Annotated in this window: 22 protein-coding genes and 1 pseudogene; 13 read left to right on the plus strand and 10 right to left on the minus strand. The window is 47.3% G+C overall.

All coding sequences use genetic code 11. The features are described from left to right. Positions 1-199 precede the first annotated feature (199 nt). Positions 200-1138, plus strand: a complete 939-nt coding sequence (locus tag RID09_RS12005) for a serine hydrolase (RefSeq protein WP_446336177.1) — start codon at positions 200-202, stop codon at positions 1136-1138. Between the two features lie 84 nt (positions 1139-1222). Then, on the plus strand, positions 1223-2230 hold the full coding sequence (locus tag RID09_RS12010; RefSeq protein ID WP_446336178.1) for a hypothetical protein: 1008 nt from the start codon (positions 1223-1225) through the stop codon (positions 2228-2230). 101 nt (positions 2231-2331) lie between these two features. Here RID09_RS12010 and RID09_RS12015 read toward each other — a convergent pair whose 3' ends face one another. Both RID09_RS12015 and RID09_RS12020 read right to left on the minus strand, forming a co-directional pair. Further along, positions 2332-3297 (minus strand): phosphoribulokinase, encoded by a 966-nt coding sequence (locus RID09_RS12015; RefSeq protein ID WP_446336179.1) that lies wholly within the window; start codon positions 3295-3297, stop codon positions 2332-2334. A 116-nt stretch (positions 3298-3413) separates the two neighbouring features. Further along, positions 3414-3764 (minus strand): 4a-hydroxytetrahydrobiopterin dehydratase, encoded by a 351-nt coding sequence (locus RID09_RS12020; protein WP_446336180.1) that lies wholly within the window; start codon positions 3762-3764, stop codon positions 3414-3416. Between the two features lie 475 nt (positions 3765-4239). On the opposite strand from RID09_RS12020, the gene argJ reads away from it, so the two are divergent. The 4 genes from argJ to RID09_RS12040 all read left to right on the plus strand — a co-directional run bounded on the left by argJ (position 4240) and on the right by RID09_RS12040 (position 7611). Then, the gene (argJ, locus tag RID09_RS12025) at positions 4240-5481 is read left to right on the plus strand and encodes a bifunctional ornithine acetyltransferase/N-acetylglutamate synthase (RefSeq protein WP_446336181.1); all 1242 of its coding nucleotides are present in this window, start codon (positions 4240-4242) and stop codon (positions 5479-5481) included. 231 nt (positions 5482-5712) lie between these two features. Continuing rightward, on the plus strand, positions 5713-6126 hold the full coding sequence (gene tnpA, locus RID09_RS12030) for an IS200/IS605 family transposase (protein WP_446336182.1): 414 nt from the start codon (positions 5713-5715) through the stop codon (positions 6124-6126). Positions 6127-6657: 531 nt separating this feature from the next. Continuing rightward, positions 6658-7191, plus strand: a complete 534-nt coding sequence (locus tag RID09_RS12035) for a shikimate kinase (protein ID WP_446336183.1) — start codon at positions 6658-6660, stop codon at positions 7189-7191. Between the two features lie 51 nt (positions 7192-7242). Beyond that, positions 7243-7611: a hypothetical protein gene (locus RID09_RS12040; RefSeq protein WP_446336184.1), complete on the plus strand. Its 369-nt coding sequence runs from the start codon at positions 7243-7245 to the stop codon at positions 7609-7611. Between the two features lie 87 nt (positions 7612-7698). On the opposite strand, the gene RID09_RS12045 is transcribed toward RID09_RS12040, so the two are convergent. Further along, positions 7699-8322 (minus strand): class I SAM-dependent methyltransferase, encoded by a 624-nt coding sequence (locus tag RID09_RS12045; RefSeq protein ID WP_446336185.1) that lies wholly within the window; start codon positions 8320-8322, stop codon positions 7699-7701. Between the two features lie 111 nt (positions 8323-8433). Between RID09_RS12045 and hemH the strand changes: the two genes are divergently transcribed. Beyond that, on the plus strand, positions 8434-9597 hold the full coding sequence (gene hemH / locus RID09_RS12050) for a ferrochelatase (protein ID WP_446336186.1): 1164 nt from the start codon (positions 8434-8436) through the stop codon (positions 9595-9597). 197 nt (positions 9598-9794) lie between these two features. Here the strand turns inward: hemH and rpsU are convergent, their stop codons facing one another. From rpsU to dapF, 3 genes are all read right to left on the minus strand, one after another. Beyond that, complete coding sequence (rpsU, locus tag RID09_RS12055; protein ID WP_006098158.1) at positions 9795-9974, minus strand: 30S ribosomal protein S21; 180 nt, start codon at positions 9972-9974, stop codon at positions 9795-9797. 404 nt (positions 9975-10378) lie between these two features. After that, on the minus strand, positions 10379-11383 hold the full coding sequence (gene dusB / locus RID09_RS12060) for a tRNA dihydrouridine synthase DusB (RefSeq protein ID WP_446336187.1): 1005 nt from the start codon (positions 11381-11383) through the stop codon (positions 10379-10381). Between the two features lie 423 nt (positions 11384-11806). Continuing rightward, complete coding sequence (gene dapF / locus RID09_RS12065; protein ID WP_446336188.1) at positions 11807-12646, minus strand: diaminopimelate epimerase; 840 nt, start codon at positions 12644-12646, stop codon at positions 11807-11809. Positions 12647-12673: 27 nt separating this feature from the next. Between dapF and RID09_RS12070 the strand changes: the two genes are divergently transcribed. Further along, the gene (locus tag RID09_RS12070; RefSeq protein WP_446336189.1) at positions 12674-12985 is read left to right on the plus strand and encodes an Hfq-related RNA-binding protein; all 312 of its coding nucleotides are present in this window, start codon (positions 12674-12676) and stop codon (positions 12983-12985) included. An 8-nt stretch (positions 12986-12993) separates the two neighbouring features. On the opposite strand, the gene RID09_RS12075 is transcribed toward RID09_RS12070, so the two are convergent. Both RID09_RS12075 and RID09_RS12080 read right to left on the minus strand, forming a co-directional pair. Beyond that, positions 12994-15300, minus strand: coding sequence for a cation:proton antiporter domain-containing protein (locus RID09_RS12075; RefSeq protein WP_446336190.1), 2307 nt, complete (start codon positions 15298-15300; stop codon positions 12994-12996). A gap of 173 nt (positions 15301-15473) precedes the next feature. Further along, a complete protein-coding gene (locus RID09_RS12080) occupies positions 15474-16034 on the minus strand; it encodes an EF-hand domain-containing protein (RefSeq protein ID WP_446336191.1) in 561 nt (186 codons plus the stop codon). A 736-nt stretch (positions 16035-16770) separates the two neighbouring features. Between RID09_RS12080 and RID09_RS12085 the strand changes: the two genes are divergently transcribed. The 3 genes and pseudogenes from RID09_RS12085 to RID09_RS12095 all read left to right on the plus strand — a co-directional run bounded on the left by RID09_RS12085 (position 16771) and on the right by RID09_RS12095 (position 18729). Continuing rightward, the gene (locus RID09_RS12085; RefSeq protein WP_446336192.1) at positions 16771-17733 is read left to right on the plus strand and encodes a M23 family metallopeptidase; all 963 of its coding nucleotides are present in this window, start codon (positions 16771-16773) and stop codon (positions 17731-17733) included. Positions 17734-17796: 63 nt separating this feature from the next. Continuing rightward, positions 17797-18069 (plus strand): annotated as a pseudogene (locus RID09_RS12090) (zinc ribbon domain-containing protein); the annotation flags it as partial. Between the two features lie 105 nt (positions 18070-18174). Continuing rightward, entirely contained in the window at positions 18175-18729 is a 555-nt protein-coding gene (locus tag RID09_RS12095) for a late competence development ComFB family protein (protein WP_446336193.1), read from the plus strand. Between the two features lie 100 nt (positions 18730-18829). Here RID09_RS12095 and RID09_RS12100 read toward each other — a convergent pair whose 3' ends face one another. Further along, on the minus strand, positions 18830-19576 hold the full coding sequence (locus tag RID09_RS12100) for a L,D-transpeptidase (RefSeq protein WP_446336194.1): 747 nt from the start codon (positions 19574-19576) through the stop codon (positions 18830-18832). 318 nt (positions 19577-19894) lie between these two features. Here RID09_RS12100 and RID09_RS12105 point away from each other — a divergent pair, with 318 nt between their 5' ends. Next, positions 19895-20551 (plus strand): sigma-70 family RNA polymerase sigma factor, encoded by a 657-nt coding sequence (locus RID09_RS12105; protein ID WP_446336195.1) that lies wholly within the window; start codon positions 19895-19897, stop codon positions 20549-20551. Positions 20552-20959: 408 nt separating this feature from the next. Beyond that, entirely contained in the window at positions 20960-21481 is a 522-nt protein-coding gene (locus RID09_RS12110) for an anti-sigma factor family protein (protein WP_446336196.1), read from the plus strand. 68 nt (positions 21482-21549) lie between these two features. Here the strand turns inward: RID09_RS12110 and RID09_RS12115 are convergent, their stop codons facing one another. Next, positions 21550-21696: a hypothetical protein gene (locus RID09_RS12115; RefSeq protein WP_446336197.1), complete on the minus strand. Its 147-nt coding sequence runs from the start codon at positions 21694-21696 to the stop codon at positions 21550-21552. Positions 21697-21740 lie beyond the last annotated feature (44 nt).

The raw sequence follows: 21740 nt of genomic DNA on the forward strand, positions 1-21740 counted from the left end.
GTACTTCACGGTGCCTATATATTTCCGCTCAACGTAGTATTCCTTGCTTTCGTCGGAATACTGAGGCTAATCACGAAGGCACAAGATTTCTCTCAAGCCCACGCTGTACCGCTCGTATCGGTCAGCGTTGGGTTCGTGACATAATTCTTGGAATACAACCATATTGGCAAGAGTTGACACAACTCGTTGAGACCCGATTATGACATTCTTTCGTAAGGACGACCAACTCGAAAAAATTGGCACAGAGATTCTCGAAGCCACCTGGTTAGAGTTTCCTGGATTCGCCCGCAATCAAATCGCTCTCACCTGGATTGTCTATGATCCCCCCATCCCCGTAAATACAGGAGGGGCGCTTTCTTCCGATGAATTTTGGAAATATCCAGTCCGAGGCTTTAGTTATCGGGGTGTTGAGCGAATTTACCCAGCAGATTTGGTTGCCCTATTTTATCTGGTAGCCATCCAAGAATGGTTAGAAACTTCCATGGTTGGACAATCCGATGAACTGAATCGAGGGATTCAGAATATGATTGTTGACTCTAGCCATGATGCATTAAGTTTAGTCGTCGATGTCTTGAGTGGGACAACCAGTGGTCCAGAGTTAACCCCTGGTCCGTTGGAAACCTGGAAACTACAACGTAATATCGTTAATCGTTACTTTCAATCTCTCGGTTGGCAAGACTTAGAATCAATTAACGTCAATCAAAAAACCTGGAGTGATGGACCCTATGGTCGGGAACGGCGATTTATGGGAACATTGATGGAAAATCGGAATATGTTAACCACGAATGCCACAGCACGGCTACTCCATAGTATCGTTGGTGGCGTGGCGGTTTCTGGAGTGCGATCGCAATTGATGATGAGCCTGCTAAAACGCAACCTGAACCCAGCCACTCTCCAGGATAACCCCCATAATCAGATTACAGGATTCTTAGGCGGTGGTCTTCCACCAGAGGCTCAGTTATGGTCTAAATCCGGGTATTCAACCCCAATGCGACATGATGCGGCTTACATCGAGATCCCGTCTATTTTACCTTATCTACTGGTTGTATTTACTGAAAGCAAAACTCATAGTCAAAATCAAGACCTTCTCCCTTTTATTTCTCAAAAGGTCGTAAACGCAATGAGTATATTGACTTAGTGGCTAGGAAAGGGCAATCCTAGACAATATAAGCAAATCGGCTTTGCTAATTTCAACCTTTGAATTTTTTGTTGAGGAGTGACCTTGAAACATCATCTTTTACGCTCCACTACTTACGGCGTGGGTTTAGGGATAGTCGCCATGGGTAACCATGGGTTACCCGTTAACGCTCAAGTATCCAGTCAGGGCGGATCATTGACTCGCTTAGAATCCATCGCGGCTGAGGTACGCACCGAGGGGACGGCTGAACCCGCCAATGCTTGGGTTAACCGATTGACGGGTGATCCCGCACTGACTCAGGGTGCGGTCAATCTTCCGGCTGAGTCTTCACTCTCACAAGCTACACTTACACCCAGTGCTACTGTAGAATCGCCGACTCATTCTGTATCGTGGAGTAAAGGACTCCCCAGCAATCCAGCAGCAACCCCGAGTTCGGTAAATCCAAGGGTTTCGGAAGCTCAAGCCTCATCTCTAAAGAGTTTCACTCGTCAAGACGATGCTCTCGCAACTCAACCTGTCCCCCAAACCCTGACCTCATCGGCTGATTCGCTGACCCTACAGCCGACTCAGGACTCAGAAATCGTGTTAAATGAATCGCAGACTCTGGCTCAAACCGATCTGGATATCCGCCGAGGACCTGATCGGGTTCCCAATTATGTGGGGGTTGGTGTCAACATTGGTTTAACCGAAGGTGACGATGACGACAATAACGCTAACGATGGGGGTGGTGAGACGGGTTTAGGGGATGCTGGTTTTGTTATAAATGGCAAAATCGGATTGTCTCGTAACCTATCCCTGCGACCTGGTGTGATAATTGGCAATGATGCCGTCTTTATGGTGCCGCTCACTTACGACTTTGTCATTCCTCGCGTCGATCCCTTTGAACCCATCCGCTTCGCCCCGTTTTTAGGCGGGGGTATCGCCTTGTCAACGGATGCGGATGACAACATCGGATTCTTACTCACTGGGGGTGTGGATGTACCCTTGTCGCGATCGTTTGTCGCCAATGGGTCAATCAATATTGGTTTTATCGAAGATCAGACCGATGTCGGTATCATCCTCGGCGTAGGTTACACCTTTGCTGATTTCTAATTGAGTATCTGTAGGGGCGACCCGCTTGCATAAATTAACAATACCACTCCACTCAATTGGGTCGGGTCGCCCTCTATGCAAACCCTTGGATAAAAAGCGAGTTAAGTTAACGCGGGTTCACTGGACTGATAAATATGAGCGGCTTTGAGCATGTGATAAGTAATCAACAGTTGGGTTAAAGCTAGGGGATAACTCTGGAGTATTTCCCCTGTAGTTCCCGTCACCTTACCGATATCAGGATCACCTTCTAATGTGCAGTATTTACCCAAGTAAGGAATTTCGCTACATAAAATCCGTTCTAATTCCCGTACCTGTTCCTCTGTCGCATGACCATCGATTTCCAGAACATCTACAGGTTTACCCATATCTCGGTCTAATTCTAGGCGAATGGCTGTACTTAGATGGGATTTGCTGGGGCTCAGGAGTCGGGTAAAGTCTGGATGGGGAATCGTCGGTCTGAGGACTAACCGCACATTTAGCATTAAATCACTCTGTTCCTCTGATAACTCGTCAGGGGGATAGAAGCTGACCACCATATCTGACCACTTACGCTGGGGACGGATAAATTCTTCAGAATCCACTTCCCGTTGTCTCAACTGTTCCAGTACCTGTTCTTCCGTATATCCCCGCTTGCGCGTATCCCGCTTAATCTTCCACTCACTCCGCAGAGATTCTGGTGGTGCTAAAAAGACCTTGACATCGAAGCACTCACGCGCTAAGCGAGTGGAATAACCGAGTAATCCTTCAACAATGACAAATCGGCGGGGTTGAATGTACTCCGGTGGTTCAAAGGTGCCGGTGTTGTGGTTGTAAATAGGTTTGAGAATTGATTGTCCAGTTCGCAGCAGACTCAGATGCTGCTGCATGATATCCAAATAGTTACAGTCAGGATGGAGGGCTGAAATCGCTTTTTGCGCCCGTTGCTGGCGATCATAGCGGTGGTAATCATCGGTGCAGAGGATTGTGACTTCATCTTCGCCCAATATTTGTGCAATTCCTCGTGTTAGCGTTGTTTTGCCAGCAGCGCTATCACCGACAATACCGAGGATAATAGGGCGATGAGTCATAGGTCTTCGATGATTATAAAATTAGGGAACTCCTGATTCGTCTCATTCTAGGTGGGAAGGGGCTGTTTTGTCATTTGTCATTTGTTTGCACCCTCCGTCCCTGTGCCCCCTGCACCTCAGTCCGCCATCTCACTGGCAATATCATCCGTCTTTGCCGCCATGATAAAGTCGTTTTTGTGTAAGCCGGAGATCGCGTGAGTCCACCAGGTTACAGTGACTTTACCATATTCGGTTAAAATAGCGGGGTGATGTCCTTGTTCCTCGGCAATTTCACCAACACTGTCGGTAAAGGTGAGCGCTGTTTTGAAATCGGGAAATTCATAAGAGCGTTCTAAGCGGGCTTCCCCTTGTGGCTGAATTAGGTTCCAGTCGGGAATTTCCGGTTTAAGTTGGGCGATCTCTTCTTGGCTAACGGGGGATGAATTCTTGGTGCAAGCTTCGCATTTTTGTTGGTTTAATTGAGCCATAGCGATTCTCCTTCTGATTTCCCTCACTTTCACATTTTAAACTGGGTCAGAACATCTATCTTAGGAGCAATGGCGCTGACATAAACAGTGTGAGATCACCAAAACCTTTGATATACCGTAGGGTGGGCATTGCCCACCAGCCTTAAGTCGAATGGCACTGACTTAAGGATTGATCCTAAGCCCGGAAGTGCTGATGATACAAAGTGTACCGACTACGAACCTAGGCTAGGTTCTGCAAAAATTTTAGAAAAGGGGGTGACACCCCTAACTCCAAAAATGATATAGTGTGACAGATAGATGCACCCTGATAATTGGGAGAGTCCTTTGAGTGGCTCTCTTTTTTATTTGTTATGGCTCAATCAAAGACTGTAGGACAGACTTACAGCACAAAAGGTGAAATTCATCGATTACTGACCCCCTGAGAGTTGATATAATCGCTACTCGAACTACTATTACGAGTTGAGGGGGAAGCATCATGTCAGATTGGCAGGAAATTACAGGTGGCGTCACAGCACCGAGAGGATATCGAGCATCTGGAATAGTGGCTGGACTTAAGCCTTCAGGGCTGCCGGATTTGGCATTGATTATGTCTGATGTGGAGGCGATCGCAGCCGGAGTCTTTACTCTAAATCAGGTTTGTGCTGCACCAGTTACCTATTGTCGTCAGCGTTTGCATTCAAAAGCCAGCGCTCGTGCTATTTTAGTGAATTCGGGTCAAGCGAATGCGGCAACAGGGGAAGCGGGATGGCAGGATGCTTTGGACTGCGCTAAAGCATTGGCACAAGCCCTGAACATTTCTCCAGAGTCTATATTATTAGGCTCCACGGGTGTGATTGGAAAGCGTATTCCCATGGATACTCTTCTCGCCGGAATTCCCCAACTGGTGGAATCAGCATCAGAAGTGGGTTCCGATGCTGCAGCCCAAGCGATTATTACCACGGATTTAGTGACAAAATCCATTGCCTTGGAAACCACGATTGACGATCGCCCAGTACGGATTGGTGGAATTGCCAAGGGTTCAGGGATGATTCACCCGAATATGGCAACGCTGCTGGCGTTTGTTACCTGTGATGCGGTGGTTTCTACACCTTTATGGCAAAAAATGTTAAGTCGGGCGGCGGATAAAAGCTTTAATCAAATTACCGTCGATGGGGATACCAGTACCAACGATACCCTCATTGCTTTGGCGAATGGTCAATCTCGCACCTCAGCGATTACGGAAATGGGACCTCATGCCCAAAAGTTAGAGGCGATGCTGACGGCGGTATGTCAACATTTAGCCAAGGCGATCGCACGGGATGGAGAAGGGGCGACGTGTTTGATGGAAGTACAAGTCACAGGCGCACCCAATGATCAAGCTGCGCGTCAAATTGCCCGGACAATTGCGGGTTCATCCCTGGTTAAATCTGCCATATTTGGTCGTGATCCGAATTGGGGGAGAATTGCAGGTGCGGCGGGGCGTGCGGGTGTCCCTTTTTCCCAGGAAGCGTTGCGGATTCAGATGGGGGATTTTGTGTTAATGGACAAGGGTCAACCCTTACCCTTTGACCGAGATGCAGCGAGTGCCTATTTGAAAAATGCCGCAAGTGGGGCGTATTTGAAAGAGGATACTGTTTTAATTTCGGTGAGTATTGGCAATGAGCCGGGTACGGGTCAGGCGTGGGGCTGTGATTTGAGTTATGACTATGTGAAGATTAATGCTGAGTATACGACGTGAGGGCGATGGTTCGGTTCAGCTTCTACACAAACAAAGGGGCGATTGAAATCGCGGCTACACAAACAAAACCCGCCTGCGCGGGTTCAAGAGTTCAAGAAAAATGAGAGCAAATTCTATGTAAAATTATGCCAAGACCGGACATGATATTAGGTGCAATTAGAAATCATGGTTACAAAAACCAAACCCACCGGAGTTTACCCTTGAGCGAAGCAAAGGGCGGGTTCAAGAAATATGAGGTCTAATTTCACGCAGTTATATCTTCATTGTGTTTGGGCAACTTGGGATAGATTGCCTTTGATTACGAGCGATATCCAGGAGGCAGTTTATGCAGCAATTATTGGAGAATGCCAACAGCTAAAATGTACGGTTATTGCCTTGGGCGGTATTGAAGATCATGTACATCTATTAATAAGTTTTCCCCCTACTCTAGCGGTTTCCAACTTAATCAAACAAGTTAAAGGAAGTTCTTCTCATTTAGTTACCCATGAAATCAAGCCAGGGGAATTCTTCAAATGGCAAGGCAGCTACGGCGCATTCAGTGTTAGCCATGATAATCTTGATCAGGTAGCTAACTACATCAGAAATCAGCCGCTTCACCATCGCCAGAAATCAATAATTTCTACTTGGGAATTAATGGCTAACTGATTAATTAAATCATTCCTAGTAGTTATAAATCGCGTTTATAGGTAAAAACCTGCTTCTATTGGTTTCCGATAAAGTACAAGTTGTAAGTCCGCGAAGGCGGACTTTGTTTGTGTAGCTGCGAATTCCATTCGCCCAGCTTGTTTAATTGTTTCAATCCCTGATAGGGATTCAGGGGCGTTTCAACGTATCTCGCCCGCAGGCGAGCTTACACCATCTTGGGTTTCAATCCCTGATAGGGATTCAGGGGCGTTTCAACTGCCCGCCTCAGAAACGCTTGCTCTATTTAGTTTTCAATGTACAGATCCGAGAGCATTTACTTAATCTATCATTTCCGGCTTCAGCCGACAAGATAAATCTTGGAGCCAACCGACTAAAACCCAATCCCAGTAATACTTTCAGCGTTTCCGAGAACCTCAATGTGACGCAAAATCCCTTAAACCCATACCACATAAGGAATACAGCCCTAAAATGAAACCTGCCTAGAAAAACACCTACCCCCTCTCGGATTTCATCCAAACTAAGAACTTGGTCATGTTTCACACTCAACGCATCTCTATTATCGGTACATCAGGTTGTGGCAAAACTACCCTAGCCCGCCAACTCTGCCAACGTCTTGCCATTCCCCATATTGAACTTGACTCCCTTCACTGGGAAGCAAATTGGACAGAAGTCCCGACTAATATATTCCGCCAACGGGTTGAACAATCTCTTAAGCGCGATCGCTGGATTGTTGATGGCAACTATAGCCAAGTGCGGGATATTATCTGGAGTCGCGCCGATACAGTCATTTGGCTCGATTACAGCCTATTAGTAATTATGACACGATTAGTGCGGCGAACATGGCGGCGAGTTGTCCAGCAAGAAGAACTCTGGAATGGCAATCGCGAAACTTGGACACTCACATTCAGCCGGGACTCTATTCTCCTATGGGCGCTGCAAACCTATCAAAAACGACGCCAAGAGTATCCTATTTTATTGAATCAATCCGCTTACGCCCATCTCAACCTTGTCCATCTCAAATTCCCCAGGCAAACATATACTTGGTTGTCGAATTTGGCAACATAGAAAGTGGGATAAGCTTATTCGCGATCGCTCTACCACTACCCCTAAACCATCATGCTTAAAAAAGTTGGTATAATCTGCCTAGCATTCCTTATAGGAATTCTTATCTTTCCCCCTTTAACTTCCGCCCAATCCACCGCCGCTTTAGCCTCACGCCTCTCTCGCCTAGAAACCGAGAATTTCCAGTTGCGATCGCAAATCAACCGCATCGAGTCTCAGCTTGCTACCTTCACTCGGCAAGTTCCCAGCCCAAATCGTAGTCCCAACCCACCAGCGCCAGCACCATCAGTCCCTCCCAGAACACCGCCGCGAGTCTTATCATCTGATCCAATGTTTGACCGACTAGCCACCCTAGTCATCGAACTCAAGGAACGGATTCAAGACTTAGAAGCCCAAGTCGCTGAACTCCAGGAAAAATTATAATTGATTGGGGCGGGTTTAGTTAATATTGGGGTCAGGGAAGAAACTATAGTAGTGAAAGTGAGCCCCTACAAACCATGCTTTTCGTACTCACTTTTTCGCCTGAATCACCTGCAAACTTCCCCCCGCATACAGACGCTGTTCACAGGATGTAAACCCTGTCTGCTTCAGCAATCCCACCAAATCCGTCTCCAATAACTGCCAAGCCGTTTCCGTTTCAAATAACCACAGAAACAGGGCGACTCCCGGTATAAATAAAACATTAGTCGGCTTGTGGAAATCCACCAACGTAAACACACCACCCGGTTTAAGCACCCGATACACTTCCTTGAGAATTTGCTGCAACACTGACGGCGGCATCTCATGTAGTGCTACACTGGTATGCACCAAATCAAACTGATTCTCGCCAAAGGGCATATCCTCGGCAAAGGCTTCTACATACTTGGCTTGAGGTACATTCTTTTCGGCACGTTGCAGTGATAAGGGTGAAACATCTAGTCCGGTGACATTCTGGGAATACTCCACCAGAAAGCGGGTAGCCTGACCCCCGCCACAGCACAGGTCTAACACTTGCGTTTCTGAGTCAATTGTTAAACCTTGCAAAGGCAGATGGTGGAATCGCCGTTCTCCACCCACGCTTGTGGCGGCTAATCGAGAAATGGTGTCATAGAGCCACTGATACTTATAACTTAACGGTCTTAATAGGGTTGCCATGGTTCTGCTAGGATCAAGATTCTAGATTTTTTCCGGAAAACTCAGACCATTACCAGCATATATTGTTAAAATCAGTAACAAATATGAAATATTTGGAATGCCGTGATCGCTATGGGTCGTGTTGGGGTATTATTACTTAACTTAGGTGGACCGGATAATTTAGAGGATGTCCGCCCCTTTCTGTTTAATCTATTTGCCGATCCCGAAATTATTCGCCTGCCCTTTTCCTGGCTGCAAAAGCCCCTGGCTTGGTTAATCTCGACAATGCGGGCAAAGAAGTCGCAAGAGAATTACCGCCAAATTGGTGGGGGTTCCCCTCTGCGGCACATCACTGAAGCCCAAGCCCAAGCTTTACAGGAGAAGTTAAAGCAGCAGGGGCAAGAGGCGAATATCTATGTAGGTATGCGTTACTGGCATCCCTTCACCCAAGAAGCGCTAGCCTATGCCAAACGCGATGGCATTGAACAATTAGTTATTTTACCCCTATACCCGCAATTTTCCATCAGTACCAGTGGTTCCAGTTTCCGGCTTCTGGAACAACTTTGGCAGAATGATGCTAAACTCAACCAAATTGAATACACGGTTATTCCCTCCTGGTATCAAGAACCGGGCTACCTGCAAGCCATGGCGGACTTAATTGATGTGGAACTGCAACGGTTTGATGATCCTGACGCCGTTCATATTTTCTTCAGCGCCCATGGTGTTCCGAGTAGCTATGTCACAGAAGCTGGAGACCCCTACCAGCAAGAGATTGAGCATTGCACAGCGCTAATTATGCAGACGCTCAACCGTCCCAACTCTCATACCCTGGCGTATCAAAGCCGGGTGGGACCTGTGGAATGGCTGCAACCCTATACTGAAGACGCATTAAAAGAGTTAGGGAATCAAGGGGTCAAAAACTTGCTAGTTGTCCCGATTAGCTTTGTCTCTGAACATATTGAAACCCTCCAAGAAATTGATATTGAGTATCGGGAAATCGCCGAAGAAGCCGGGATTCACAACTTCCAGCGGGTCCCAGCGCTCAATACCCATCCCGTTTTTATTGAATCCCTCGCCACCTTAGTCGTAGACGCTTTAAACACGCCGCCACGAACATTTGCTGAAGTTGTACGTCCCAGCAAAAAAGTTAAAATGTATCCTCAAGAACGTTGGGAATGGGGTATGACAACGGCGGCTGAAGTGTGGAATGGTCGTTTGGCGATGATTGGCTTTCTGGCTTTAGTTTTGGAGTTAATTAGTGGTCAAGGACCTCTCCATTTTGTTGGCTTATTATAAAACAAGGGGGCAGGGAACAGGAAAAGAGAAGCTGAAGAAAGTGTCAAAAACCGCTAAGCTAACTCAGCAAATAGCGGAATCCCTACCCAAGTGTGTTAGCCGAGTAGGGATGAGGTTAATTTTATGGTTTTTGCGACTATACAAAACGACACCCCGATTGGGATGTCTGTTTGTATGAAAAGAAATTGAGAAATCTCTTAGCGGACTCTCCGCTTACGCCGTCTAGCCACCGCTTTGCGCTTTTTCTTTTCAATCGGCGTCTCAAAGTGACGCAAGCGCTTCATATCTGCAAAAATTCCTGCTTTGGACACTTGCCGCTTAAATCGGCGCAGCGCTGACTCAATTCCTTCATTTTCGCCTACAACCACTTGGGTCATATTATATCCTCCTTCTAGCGTACAGTAACTAATGGATGATGATCATCATCCAATTCAATCTCTAACAAAATTAGCCTATTGAAACCATCAGCGATGCTCATCACTATGTAACTTCGCTTAGGCGACACTTGCTCGACCAGTGAGTAATTCCAAGGTAACTTGGACGGTTTCACTCATGAAATTAGCACAAACACTTTAACCGTCTTGACAATTATTGGCTGCGATTGACTAACCCTGACACATAAGCATCAACCTAGTCATTTTAGAGGCGACTGATACCGCTGGACACAGTTATTTGAATACTTTAACGACTGCTCCCATAGTAACGATTAGTTCATAAGGAATCAAACCTGTCTCCTTATCCGGTGAGACAGGACTGACCTGGGCTTGCCATCATCCCTAGATTACAACTTCGCGATCGCACTGTCAATCAACGTCACCCCCTGTTCCACAGTATCAATGCGACTAAGCTGATCTCGCAAGTCGCTGGCTCCCACAAAACTTTTAGTATACCACGCTAAATGTTTTCTGGCTTGCTGAATGCCGCGATCGCCTTTATACTCCCATAAAGCCTGTAAGTGTTGCTTAGCACAGGTTAGCCGTTCCGCCGTCGTCGGTGGTGTTAGTCGTTTCCCCGTTTTCAGAAAATGGTCAATTTCTCCCACCAAAAACGGATATCCCAACGTTCCTCGCGAACACATCACCCCATCCGCCCCCGTCTGTTCCAAACATTTCACGGCTGACTCTATCGAGAAAATATCGCCATTAGCAATAACCGGAATAGACAGAATCTGCTTAACCTTACCAATCCACTCCCACTTCGCCTCACCCTTATACCCTTGGGCGCGGGTACGGGCGTGTAAGGTTAGCATTTGCGCCCCCGCATCCTCCATACGCTTGGCGAAGTCGAGGATATTAATTTCATCATCACTCCAGCCAATCCGCGTTTTCACCGTAACCGGGATAGATACCGCCTCCACCACCGCCCGTACAATCGCCACTGCTGTTTCCGGTTCTCGCAGTAAGGATGAACCCCCTCCCTTTTTGGTAATTTTATTCACCGGACATCCCATATTAATATCCACCGTATCCGCACCTTCGGCTACGGCTCTCTGGGCGGCTTCTCCCAGAAAATCGGGGCGACAGTCAAATAACTGAATACTAATCGGCTTTTCATTCGGATCAACATCCATTATTTTGGATAAACCCTTGACATGATGCAATCCGGCTGCATGTACCATTTCCGTATACATCATCGACTCCGGCGCATAGCGGCGCACCAGGCGACGGAATACCAAATCCGTGACACCAGAGAGAGGGGATTGGAGAACGCGACTCTTAACTTCAAACGAACCAATTTTCAGAGGGGTGGCGAGTCGCTGGTGTAATTGAGGGCAAAGAACACTCATGTTTGCTGAATAATAGTCGTTCCCGGTGACTGGTCATTAGGCGACTAATGATTAAGTCTAAAATAGATTAAAATCAATCTATGTTGAGTATAAACCCATTGCACCTAGTCCTTTTTTTTAGGAACGATGGGCTAGATTACAATATTTTGATCGGCAAAAGTATGAGGAATCAAAATTTAAATTTTGTGTAGGGGCAGGTTTTACTATTACCGTTTCTTACCTCACAAAAGATGTAACTAAACCCGCCCCGACTGAGTGTAGTTGGAAATCTAGTGCAAGAAGGCAGAAATAACGCCAACAGCTAACATCTCCCCCAGCTAAGAGACGTAGCATGCTACGTCTCTACAACCCCAGATCCCCCAGCTTCATCGTATCTACGAAGCTGCTCAAGTATTTCCATGCCCGCCGCAATAGCGCCAGCAATCACGCCATCGTACCCGTAAACACTCGCTGCGCGGGTCCTGTCATGTAAATTCGTTGATCAACTTGGGACCATTCAATATCCAAACACCCCCCAGGAAGTTCCACTGTGCAGGCGCGATCGCACTTTCCAGTCAATACCCCAGCAACCACCGCCGCACAAGCCCCCGTACCACAAGCCAAGGTAGCTCCAGCCCCCCGTTCCCATACGCGCATCTTGATATAATCGGGGCGCACAATTTGAATAAATTCGGTATTTGTCCGTTTGGGAAAGGCTGAATGATGCTCGAACTTTGGACCAATACTTTCCAAAGGAATAGCCGTCACGTCTTCCACAAACGTAATACAGTGAGGATTGCCCATACTCACACAAGTGACCTGCCAAACCTTCCCCCCGACATCTAAGGGAACGTCAATCACCTTTTGATCAGCTTGAGCCAAGGTTGTCGGGATTTGAGATGCCAGAAGCTGAGGCATACCCATATTCACCTTAACTTTGCCATTTCCTTCCAGTTTTGGCGTAATCACCCCAGCTAAAGTATGAATCCGGTACTCCGTTGAATCGGTGACTCCCTGTAAATCCGCTAAAAACTGAGCTAAACAACGAATCCCATTGCCACACATTTCCGGTTCTGAGCCATCCGCGTTGAAAATCCGCATACTATAGTCAGTACCCTCAAGTCCTGGTAGGGCAAAAATCACACCATCAGCACCGATGCCAAAGTTGCGATCGCACCACTGCACGGCTTGCTCTGAAGTGATTAGCGGGTCTGGCTTTGACCGATTATCAATCAGAATGAAGTCATTCCCCAAACCGTGGTACTTTGTAAATTCAATCGCCATTATCGTCTCCAGCTTAACCATCTAATTATGAGTGAATTGTCCACCAATCTACCTAGTGTTCGTCAAGTTCAAAGCTTGATTCGAGACGCCCAAGAGGTTGAACTCAAACTCATGACAAATGAAATCTTCATGGGCAGACTGCGCTGGCAAGATCAATCCTGCATCTGTCTTCTGGATGAACAGGAGCAGCCGATTATTATTTGGCAGCATGCGATCGCCTATATCAAGCCTAAGGGAGGCGGTGGCGTAAATCGATCCCTGCAAGTACGCCAAGAGTCTGCCGTGGCGAGTTCCCAAACGGTGGAGAGTGCTGACAATCCCTTTGAATTTGCCGAATAGTCTACGCATCAGCTAACATCATGAATTTGTTGGTGAACCGGGACATCAGCGACACTATCATCAGGGAGTGGTGCTAACCAGTCCTGTAATTGATTTAGCGGATAACTTCCGCCACACAATAACAGGTGATCTTGCTCTCGGATTTCGGCATTCCCATCGGGAAAAGGGATAAACCTCCCTTCTCGGCGGATTGCTTGCACCTGAATCCCATATTGACGCCGCCAATGGAGCTGGGACAGGGTTTTGCCATGGGCGGGACTTTCTGGAGGTATCAACACCCACTGACAGGGACTGCTGGTGGCAGGATTTGTCATTTCTCCCTTTGCCAATTTCTTAAACGCAGACAGTTCATCGGGTTCACCCACCGCCAAAAGGCGATCGCCTTCCTCCAGAGTCGCCCCAGAATCGGGATAATCGATTTCCTCACCTTCAGCCCGACGAATCGCCACCAAGCTAACCCCAGTCAAACGGCGAATATCGGCTTGTTCTAACGTCATACCCGTCAGCGGAGAATCCTCTGGCAAGTCATACCACTTACTATTCATCATCTCAGCCGCTGCCCGCAAATCTCGGGCAATCTGAGACTGAGGTTGTTCCGGGCGCAAATCCAGATAATGAGAACTGCGAATTTTTTCCATTTCCTGCTGAATTACCCAATTGGGTACACCAATTCCTGACATCAAATGCGTCGCTAACTCCAAAGACGCCTCAAACTCTGGTTGCACCACCTCTCGCGCCCCCAGTTGGTACAAAAGTTCGATATCCCGATCCTTATTCGCCCGCACGACGATATCTAAATTCGGGTTTAATTCTAGCGATCGCTTTAAACATAACCGACTACTCATGGCATCAGACAAAACAATCACCATGGATTTTGCCCGTTCTACCCCAGCTTTATCCAAAACATGTAAACTAGCCGCATTACCGTAAACATAAGGAATTCCCGCGTCTCGTAATTGCCCAATCACCTGCTCTGACTGCTCAACCACCAAAATCGGATAATTATGTTCCTGCATCAGTCGCACTAAATTGCTACCGCTGCGCCCATACCCACAAATCACCACATGGTCTTTTAGCTGTTGGCTATTCACGGATATGTCTTTGGGAGCATCCATTGGTTCAAAATACCGTTTTAAGGGCGGGAAATTTTCTAACCAGTTCAATGCTAAGGGTGTTAATCGTAACAGAAACGGTGTCACAATTAACGTCACCGCCGTTGTTCCTAAAATTAAAAGATACACCGAGCGAGAAACCAGTCCCAAGGTTTGCCCTTCACTAGCTAACACAAAGGAAAATTCCCCAATTTGAGCTAACCCTAGACCTGCCAGAATTGCCGTTTTTAAGGGATAGCCAAATAGTTTAACAATTGGTGTTATAATTAAAGACTTACCCACCGAAACCAGCAAGACCAATCCCAAAATTAATTCCAGGTTATTCCACAGGAAAATAGGATCAATTAGCATCCCAATCGCCGCAAAAAATAGGGCAGCAAAGACATCCCGCAGAGGTTCGACATAAGTTAGGGTTTGATCGGCATATTCCACCTCGGAAATCATTAACCCCGCGACAAACGCCCCCATTTCAATCGAAAGTCCCAACTCTTCCGTCAACAGGGCAATTCCCATACATAAACCCACAACTCCGAGTAAAAATAACTCTCGGCTTTCAGTACGGGCAAGGAATCGTAATAACGAAGGAATCAACCATATCCCTACAGCGATGGCACCGGCTGCAAATAGACCAATTTTCAATAGGGCAAGTCCTACGGCTATGCCAATCACTTCACTGGGTTGGTCTAAAGCCGGGAGTACCGCCAACATTAACCCCAATGCCAAGTCTTGCACCACCAAAATGCCTAGCATCACCTGCCCGTGGGGGGTTTCGGTTTCGTTGCGTTCCATCAAGCATTTGAGAACCACCGCCGTGGACGACAACGACAAAATTCCTCCCAAAAACACACCTTGGGCGGGAGACGTGACCCAACCCATACCCAGAGAGACTAATGTGGTGACTAAGATCGTCAGGACGATCTGGAGTCCACCACCACCTAAGGCAATCTTTTGCACTTTTTTCAGTTCCGCCAGGGAAAACTCCACCCCTAGGGCAAAGAGCAAAAATGCCACACCAAACTGAGCCAGGGTTTCAATTTGGATGACCTCTTTAATCAGACCCAAACCCGCAGGACCGACAATCATCCCCCCGACGATATAGCCCAAGAGCGGGGGTTGACGGCATGAGGATGCCAAGAGTCCGCCAGCCGCTGCTGACGCCAGAACAGATACGAAGTCGATAATCAGTCGGAAGTCTTCTTGCACCGGTGCGTTATAAAAATTAAAGTGCTATATCCTTCTAGGATACAAATTTTCTTAAGATTTCCAACATTTTGTTAACTCCGGCAACATTCTGTGTTAAAAAACCGGGTTTGGAGTCAACGGGCGGATCGAGCCATCCCTCGTCACTCGGCGACCTTCACCCTATCTAGTGCCGGTTAGGAATCAAGCGGACCTAGCAACAAGCTTCCAATCGATTGCGGGTCTTCGTTGAAGTAGTATTCGCGGATAGCCTCCACCATTTCATCGGTGGTGATATAGCCGCTGCCATCCTTATCGATCAGGCGGAAAGCCACACGTGTATCGGCCTTTGGCACGTTGATCAACGTATGCATCCAAAGTTCATATTCCTCTAAACTTTGACGACCATCGCCATCGACATCGACGATGTCCATGACCGCCTCGCAAAACGGACGATAGCCTTGCTCAAAGTTTTCAGGGGTTACAAGCATACTGTTGGCAAATGCATTCTTGTATTCGGCTTCGCTGATACGACCATCTGCATTGGCATCGGCAGTGGTGACAAGACGCTGCCAAAGTTGCATGGTGAGGTCATATAACCGCTGTCGCGCTGCGGAATCAGGTCCATGACCAAATGCCTCGCACATCCTGGCAACAGCCTGCTCGAAATCTGTTTTCTCGGCGTAGCCATTGCCATCAAAGTCGTATCCTTTAAAACGTCGAGCGAGCTTTTTATTGAGAAATGGTGAAATGTTCATGTATTGATATTCTCCTTGTCGAGTTAAATGAATTAATGATTAAGGTCAGTAACTTTGGACGACCGTAATATAAGATGATTCTCTATCTTATCAAAACCTTGTATTAGACTCCTCAGTTTCCCAGCGATCGCGCCAACCCGCCCAGCCCTCGATTGGACTGCAATTCCCTAGTGCATCCCGGCAGAAGTGACTGACCACCCCTTGGGGTGGTAAAAAAGAGGTAAGACGCGCTCATGCCGAGTCGATGTGTATGTTCATTAGGAGCTTTCTGTTGACATGGCTTACCCTCAAGCCTCCTATATCAGTTTGACTCCCAAGCAGCAGTGGCTCTCCCGTACTTGGTGTGATAACTTTAACTAATCAATGTATCAAGTTCCCTAATTTGAGAGATATTCTGCTTATGTTGCTAATAAGTTGGGTTTCCTTCGTCAACCCAACCTACAAGTACTGTAGTGTAAGACTTTAACTTTACTGATAATTTTTTATTATCACTATAAGTACGGGAGAGCCCTTTAACAGCGACAACAAATCGTTGAGCTGTGGTTCGACGGATGTTGCCATCACCATTCTGAGCAATTTGAAATTTGCCAGAGTGAACTCAGACAGGATAACTCTCATGTGACATCCTCTTAATAAACTGGCATTTCCAGATATCATGTATTTTAGTTCAACGGTTGGAACTTACCCGATCGCCTTATTTTGTGGTAACAGTTTGAATTGAGGTTCAAGACGCTAAATGGTTGAAGACATTGAAAAAGCCAGACTCAACACCCACAGTTCAGGAATTCCCAGTCAACCGCCTCTAGTCACTCCGCGAGATTTCCTTGCCAAACCATGGGGGATCAAAGGACGGTGGACTACAGCGTTAACTGTAGGTATAGCAACAGTTTTGGCGATCAAGAGTCAAGCTGCGATCGCGCTGCAAGTGCGCGTAACCCCAGAAAGTCCACAGTTAGGGGATACGCTGTCTGTGATGATTGAAACTCAAACCACGACTCAACCGCCTAGGGTGTCCATGGGGCAAAAAACTTATCCCACCTTTCCTGTCGCCGCTAATCGCTATCGCGCCTTACTCCCAACCAGTCCTCTGGATAAACCTGGAAGTCTGCAACTTCAAGTGACTGGGGATGGTGAGGTGAGGAACCTGGCTGTATCCCTGAGAAATCGTTCGTTTCCTACCCAACGCATCCGACTATCAGGTGGCGCCAACCGATCCGCCACCGAACTAGAACTCAATCGGGTGGCTGAGTTTAAAACATTGGTGACGCCCCAAAAGTTCTGGAATGGACCTTTGCTTAAACCTAATGCGGGTCGAGTGTCTACGGTGTTTGGCGTGCGTCGTTATTATAACGGAGTATTCGCTGAGGATTATTATCATCGAGGCGTTGACTACGCCGCCGGGACGGGTTCGCCTGTCGTTGCACCCGCAGCCGGACGAGTGGCGTTAGTGGGACGAGAATCCGAGGGGTTTCAGGTGCATGGTAATACAGTAGGAATTGACCATGGTCAAGGAGTATTGAGTATTATGCTGCACCTCAATCAGATCGACGTTCAACAAGGAAATTTTGTCCAAGCCGGTCAAAGAATTGGTACAGTGGGATCAACAGGGGCTTCTACCGGACCGCATTTGCACTGGGGACTGTATGTTCATGGCATTGCCGTAGATCCAGTTCCCTGGAGATTTGAAGGTATCGAATAAAACCGTGTTTAAGTTTTTCTGAAGTTTTCCCGAATCTTATGCACTTGTGGGGTTGGTTTAACAAATCGTTTTCTGTCAATACTGGCAAATAAAGCCGAAAAAGCTGGTTTGTTGGTTGTTTCTGTAAGTGTTCATAAGACTTCACAAGATTGCTCCAAGTGCAACGAGAAAGTACCTAAAAAGCGGCATATTCGCTCTCCAGACTGTCCTTATTGTGGTTGTAGACTTGACGGCGATCATAATGCAGCTATAAATATCAAAAACAGGGCTGAGGGTCATCCAGTCCTTAAAGTGCAACGCCTCAATAGCGATAGCCGGATTGGTTGCGAAGCCTAGCACAACCACCTGTACGCAGGTTGGTGTAGGAGATGTCACTTCATGGTAAACTCTGGTAAGTCTCCCCTGATCTGAGCGACGAATGGGCAACACAATCCAACTACCATGAGTATTGAAAAAATCGTAGAACAAGCTCTGCAAGATGGTTACTTAACCCCAGTCATGGAAACTGAGGTTGGACGTATTTGTGATACAGCATCAGAGCTTTCGATCGAAGAATATATGGCGTTGGATCGCCTGATGGGAGCGCTGTTGACGGGTGAAGTTGTCGCCGTTCCTCGCAAGCAGTTTATTAACGTGATGGAGGAGTTGGTACTCACCGAAGCGATCGCGCAAGTGGCGGAAATTGAAGCAACCACTGACCAAGTGCTGGATGTGGGTGATATCGCCGCCTATGCTCTGAATCGACTCCCCCCTCTGTATGCTACGACAGAAGAAGGGGCAAAATACCAACGTCAACGAGCCAAAGAAGAACTTCAAGAGTTGATTACTCAGCAAGTTAATACCGCGATCACGCAAAATCTGCATCGACCTGATTTTGGCTCTGAACGCCAAGCGATTCGTAGAAGTAGCGGCAAAGATTTGTTCCAGCAGGTGAGTTCCTTACTCCAAGATTACGCCCCCAACTTTGAACCCAAATCTGATCTCAAAAGTCAATAGAGACGCAGGGGGAGCATGTAGAGACGCGCCATGGCGCGTCTGGGAGCAGGGGGAGGATGTCAATCTGTTCCCTAACGAATGACCAATGACCAATGACGAATCATTTCCGTACTAAGATAGGCGTTCCAACTTGAATTTGTTCATACAGCGCCTGAATATCAGTATTTCGCATCCGTAAGCAGCCGTGAGAAATTGGCTTACCCACGAGATCTTCATCATTAGTTCCATGAAAGCCAATCTGATGGTGTTCGTCAGACCAAAATCCAATCCAGCGATCGCCTAAGGGATTATCCGGTCCAGTCGGGATTAAATCACCAGTGATGGGTTGTCGCCAGATGGGATTACGCTGCTTGCGGAGAACCTTGAAGCTACCTGTAGGGGTTTCCCAACCCGGTTGACCCACAGCAACTGGATAGCTAGCGAGTTCTTGCTCCCCCCAGTAACTATACACCTTGGCATCACTCAAATCCACCACTAAGCGCACATTCAGAGCGGCTATTGCCTGGTTCAGATGGGGAGTCAGGGGTAATGCTTGTGCGATCGCGTTTCCCTCAGAAGAACCTGGATGAGGTAAAATTAATCCGGCTAAGGGAACAGGCGCATCTACTCCCCATCCCCAATCAAGCGTCATTCGCTTTCTCATCCATTCACCGTACTTCCCCAGTGGCTGGGGCGAATCCAAGTCACTCTCATTCTCTCCATCCAGAAATGTCCTCTGAACCGATTGGGCAATCTCAGAGGGGAGTGGTATCGATTGACGTTGTTGCCAAGCCACTGACAATAATAATCCTGCTGCTCCAAAGCAAAGCAGCATCAAGCTAGTTTTGAGTGAGAAGGTTCCGCCCATAATTGCTTAGGAGGGTATCACACCGGGACAAGTCTAACCTATCAAAACCACTTTAAACTTGACAGGAAAAACCGCCAAACCCTTTTTTCCGGATAGGATGTCTTTCCTCTAGAAGAATGATGATAGGCTTTTCCAGATGCCACAGTAGGACTTGACGGGAAACACTACCCGTTTGGAGGATGTATTTGGTAGGTTTGAATAGAGATAATTAAAAGTTAGTTTATTCACCCCAACCAAGCCTTTGCTAATCTGAGCGGGAACTCTACGTGAAGTCAGGCGTCTGTGGAGAGTAAGGATGTTCTAGCACCCATTCCATCCATGAGCCAATCGATTTCTCTATCCTGGTCACCGGTTGAGGTCACACCCAATAATGTGACGGTGCAACCTGACAAACTCTCGAACTACGATTTAATTTTGCGCTGTCAGGACGGTATTACTCCTGACCGGGCTGCTTTTGCTGAACTGCTGCGCCGATATCAGTCCCATGTGGAGAAGATTTTATACCATCTTGCTCCAGATTGGCAGGACAGACCCGACTTGGCGCAAGAAGTTTGGATTAGAGTTTACCGGAATATTAAGCGCCTCAATGAACCCGTCAAATTTAAGGGCTGGTTGAGCCGGATCGCGACCAATCTTTTCTATGATGAGCTGCGTAAACGCAAACGGGTAGCTCCGCCATTGTCACTGGATGCACCGCGTCAGATGAATGATGGTGAGATGGATTGGGAAATTGCTGCTGATGGGCCAAGTCCGGAAGACAATATGGCAACGCGGGAATTTTACGCCCAGCTACGAGAAGCTATCAAAGACTTACCTGAAGCATTCCGCACGACTATTGTCTTGCGAGAAATTGAAGGGATGGCTTATGAAGAAATTGCCGAAATTACAGGCGTATCCCTGGGAACCGTCAAGTCGCGTATCGCTCGTGCCCGCTCAAGACTACAATCTCAACTGCAACCCTATCTAGAGGCTTAATTGTCTCCAGATTATAATGGGGAAACTGTTCCCCTAAACCGTGGTTCATTCTATGATGGGATATATAACATCTTAGGTAAAGTAGTCCCAACTGCTTGATCCCAATCCCATGAAGGGTGTACTAGTTAACCCCAGTCTTGCGTTACACTGGCTAATGTCAACTTTTAACTACTATTTGTCACGCTGCAAAAGCTGGCAAGTTATCGGTAAAAGCCAAACCTGACAACCCGATCAACTTTAAAAGTGGGGTGCTTGCATCTCCTCACTATAAAATGCCTCTAAGCGTAATTGCAAGATTACGACAAAGGAAGCCCACACCCTCTCTCGGCTAGAGTCAGTGTGGGAGGATGCTACAGACGATAACGGTACCCTATTTGAGCGCTTGTGAAGACTCGGTGGTGATCTAAAATGAACTCTAATTTTGATGCTCATAACGGTTCAGGGCAAGAAACTGCCAGAGAAATGGATAGTCTACAGCGCGATCGCTTTGAACTCATCAGCGCCTATATTGATGGTGAGGTCACAGCAGCTGAGCGCTATCAAGTGCAAGAGTGGCTGGCAAGGGATGCCAATAGCCAGCACTTGTATGCTCGACTGATGAAGCTACGCCAAGGGTTGCACCAGCTTCCCATACCGGCAAATCAGGTAACCGCTCGAGAGACGGCGAATCAGGTGTTTACCCGCATTGATCGCCGCCGGATGCGGAACACGATGGTTTGGGGTGGTGCTGCGATCGCGGCGATGTTTGTCAGTGCCTTTTCCGGGATTCTCCCTGGGAGTCAGTTTATGCCACGGTTGGCTCAAACTCCTCTAACAGAAGAGGCGGCGGAGCCTCTGATGATTGCTCTCAACCGTCCAGTTATCCAAATCCCCAAGGCGACAAGTGCATCGGCGGAAAATTTTATTGATTCTGCTATCCTCAACCCTTGATTTGGTTAGCTAACGCCTAACGCCTCACGCCATATCTGTACCCAGATTAGCGTGAGATGGATAGGCGGTTAATCGATGGGATTCAATATGCCATCGATTAACAACTTTCTAATCAATTCGCGAATTACATCAGATTGGGTTGTTTGTGTTACTTTGCCGAATTTGGCTAAATGCTCATATTCCCTATCTGATACTCGCGTTGTCACTTGCTTCATAGTTGTCAAACCAATTTCAATTTGCTACTATTGTAGGACAGGTT

It is taken from the genome of Coleofasciculus sp. G1-WW12-02, from assembly GCF_040219735.1.
In the GTDB taxonomy this organism is placed as follows: Bacteria; Cyanobacteriota; Cyanobacteriia; order Cyanobacteriales; family Coleofasciculaceae; genus Coleofasciculus.

Bases quoted from the DNA above. Each gene is read 5' to 3' on its own strand.
- RID09_RS12110 (WP_446336196.1), top strand. From the start codon at position 20,960: ATGAACTCTAATTTTGATGCTCATAACGGTTCAGGGCAAGAAACTGCC.
- tnpA (WP_446336182.1), top strand. From the start codon at position 5,713: ATGAGGTCTAATTTCACGCAGTTATATCTTCATTGTGTTTGGGCAACT.
- RID09_RS12040 (WP_446336184.1), top strand. From the start codon at position 7,243: ATGCTTAAAAAAGTTGGTATAATCTGCCTAGCATTCCTTATAGGAATT.
- RID09_RS12070 (WP_446336189.1), top strand. From the start codon at position 12,674: ATGAGTGAATTGTCCACCAATCTACCTAGTGTTCGTCAAGTTCAAAGC.
- RID09_RS12105 (WP_446336195.1), top strand. From the start codon at position 19,895: ATGAGCCAATCGATTTCTCTATCCTGGTCACCGGTTGAGGTCACACCC.
- dapF (WP_446336188.1), bottom strand. From the start codon at position 12,646: ATGGCGATTGAATTTACAAAGTACCACGGTTTGGGGAATGACTTCATT.
- RID09_RS12080 (WP_446336191.1), bottom strand. From the start codon at position 16,034: ATGAACATTTCACCATTTCTCAATAAAAAGCTCGCTCGACGTTTTAAA.
- RID09_RS12095 (WP_446336193.1), top strand. From the start codon at position 18,175: ATGAGTATTGAAAAAATCGTAGAACAAGCTCTGCAAGATGGTTACTTA.
- RID09_RS12085 (WP_446336192.1), top strand. From the start codon at position 16,771: ATGGTTGAAGACATTGAAAAAGCCAGACTCAACACCCACAGTTCAGGA.
- rpsU (WP_006098158.1), bottom strand. From the start codon at position 9,974: ATGACCCAAGTGGTTGTAGGCGAAAATGAAGGAATTGAGTCAGCGCTG.
- argJ (WP_446336181.1), top strand. From the start codon at position 4,240: ATGTCAGATTGGCAGGAAATTACAGGTGGCGTCACAGCACCGAGAGGA.
- RID09_RS12020 (WP_446336180.1), bottom strand. From the start codon at position 3,764: ATGGCTCAATTAAACCAACAAAAATGCGAAGCTTGCACCAAGAATTCA.
- RID09_RS12100 (WP_446336194.1), bottom strand. From the start codon at position 19,576: ATGGGCGGAACCTTCTCACTCAAAACTAGCTTGATGCTGCTTTGCTTT.
- RID09_RS12035 (WP_446336183.1), top strand. From the start codon at position 6,658: ATGTTTCACACTCAACGCATCTCTATTATCGGTACATCAGGTTGTGGC.
- hemH (WP_446336186.1), top strand. From the start codon at position 8,434: ATGGGTCGTGTTGGGGTATTATTACTTAACTTAGGTGGACCGGATAAT.
- RID09_RS12015 (WP_446336179.1), bottom strand. From the start codon at position 3,297: ATGACTCATCGCCCTATTATCCTCGGTATTGTCGGTGATAGCGCTGCT.
- dusB (WP_446336187.1), bottom strand. From the start codon at position 11,383: ATGAGTGTTCTTTGCCCTCAATTACACCAGCGACTCGCCACCCCTCTG.
- RID09_RS12005 (WP_446336177.1), top strand. From the start codon at position 200: ATGACATTCTTTCGTAAGGACGACCAACTCGAAAAAATTGGCACAGAG.
- RID09_RS12045 (WP_446336185.1), bottom strand. From the start codon at position 8,322: ATGGCAACCCTATTAAGACCGTTAAGTTATAAGTATCAGTGGCTCTAT.
- RID09_RS12115 (WP_446336197.1), bottom strand. From the start codon at position 21,696: ATGAAGCAAGTGACAACGCGAGTATCAGATAGGGAATATGAGCATTTA.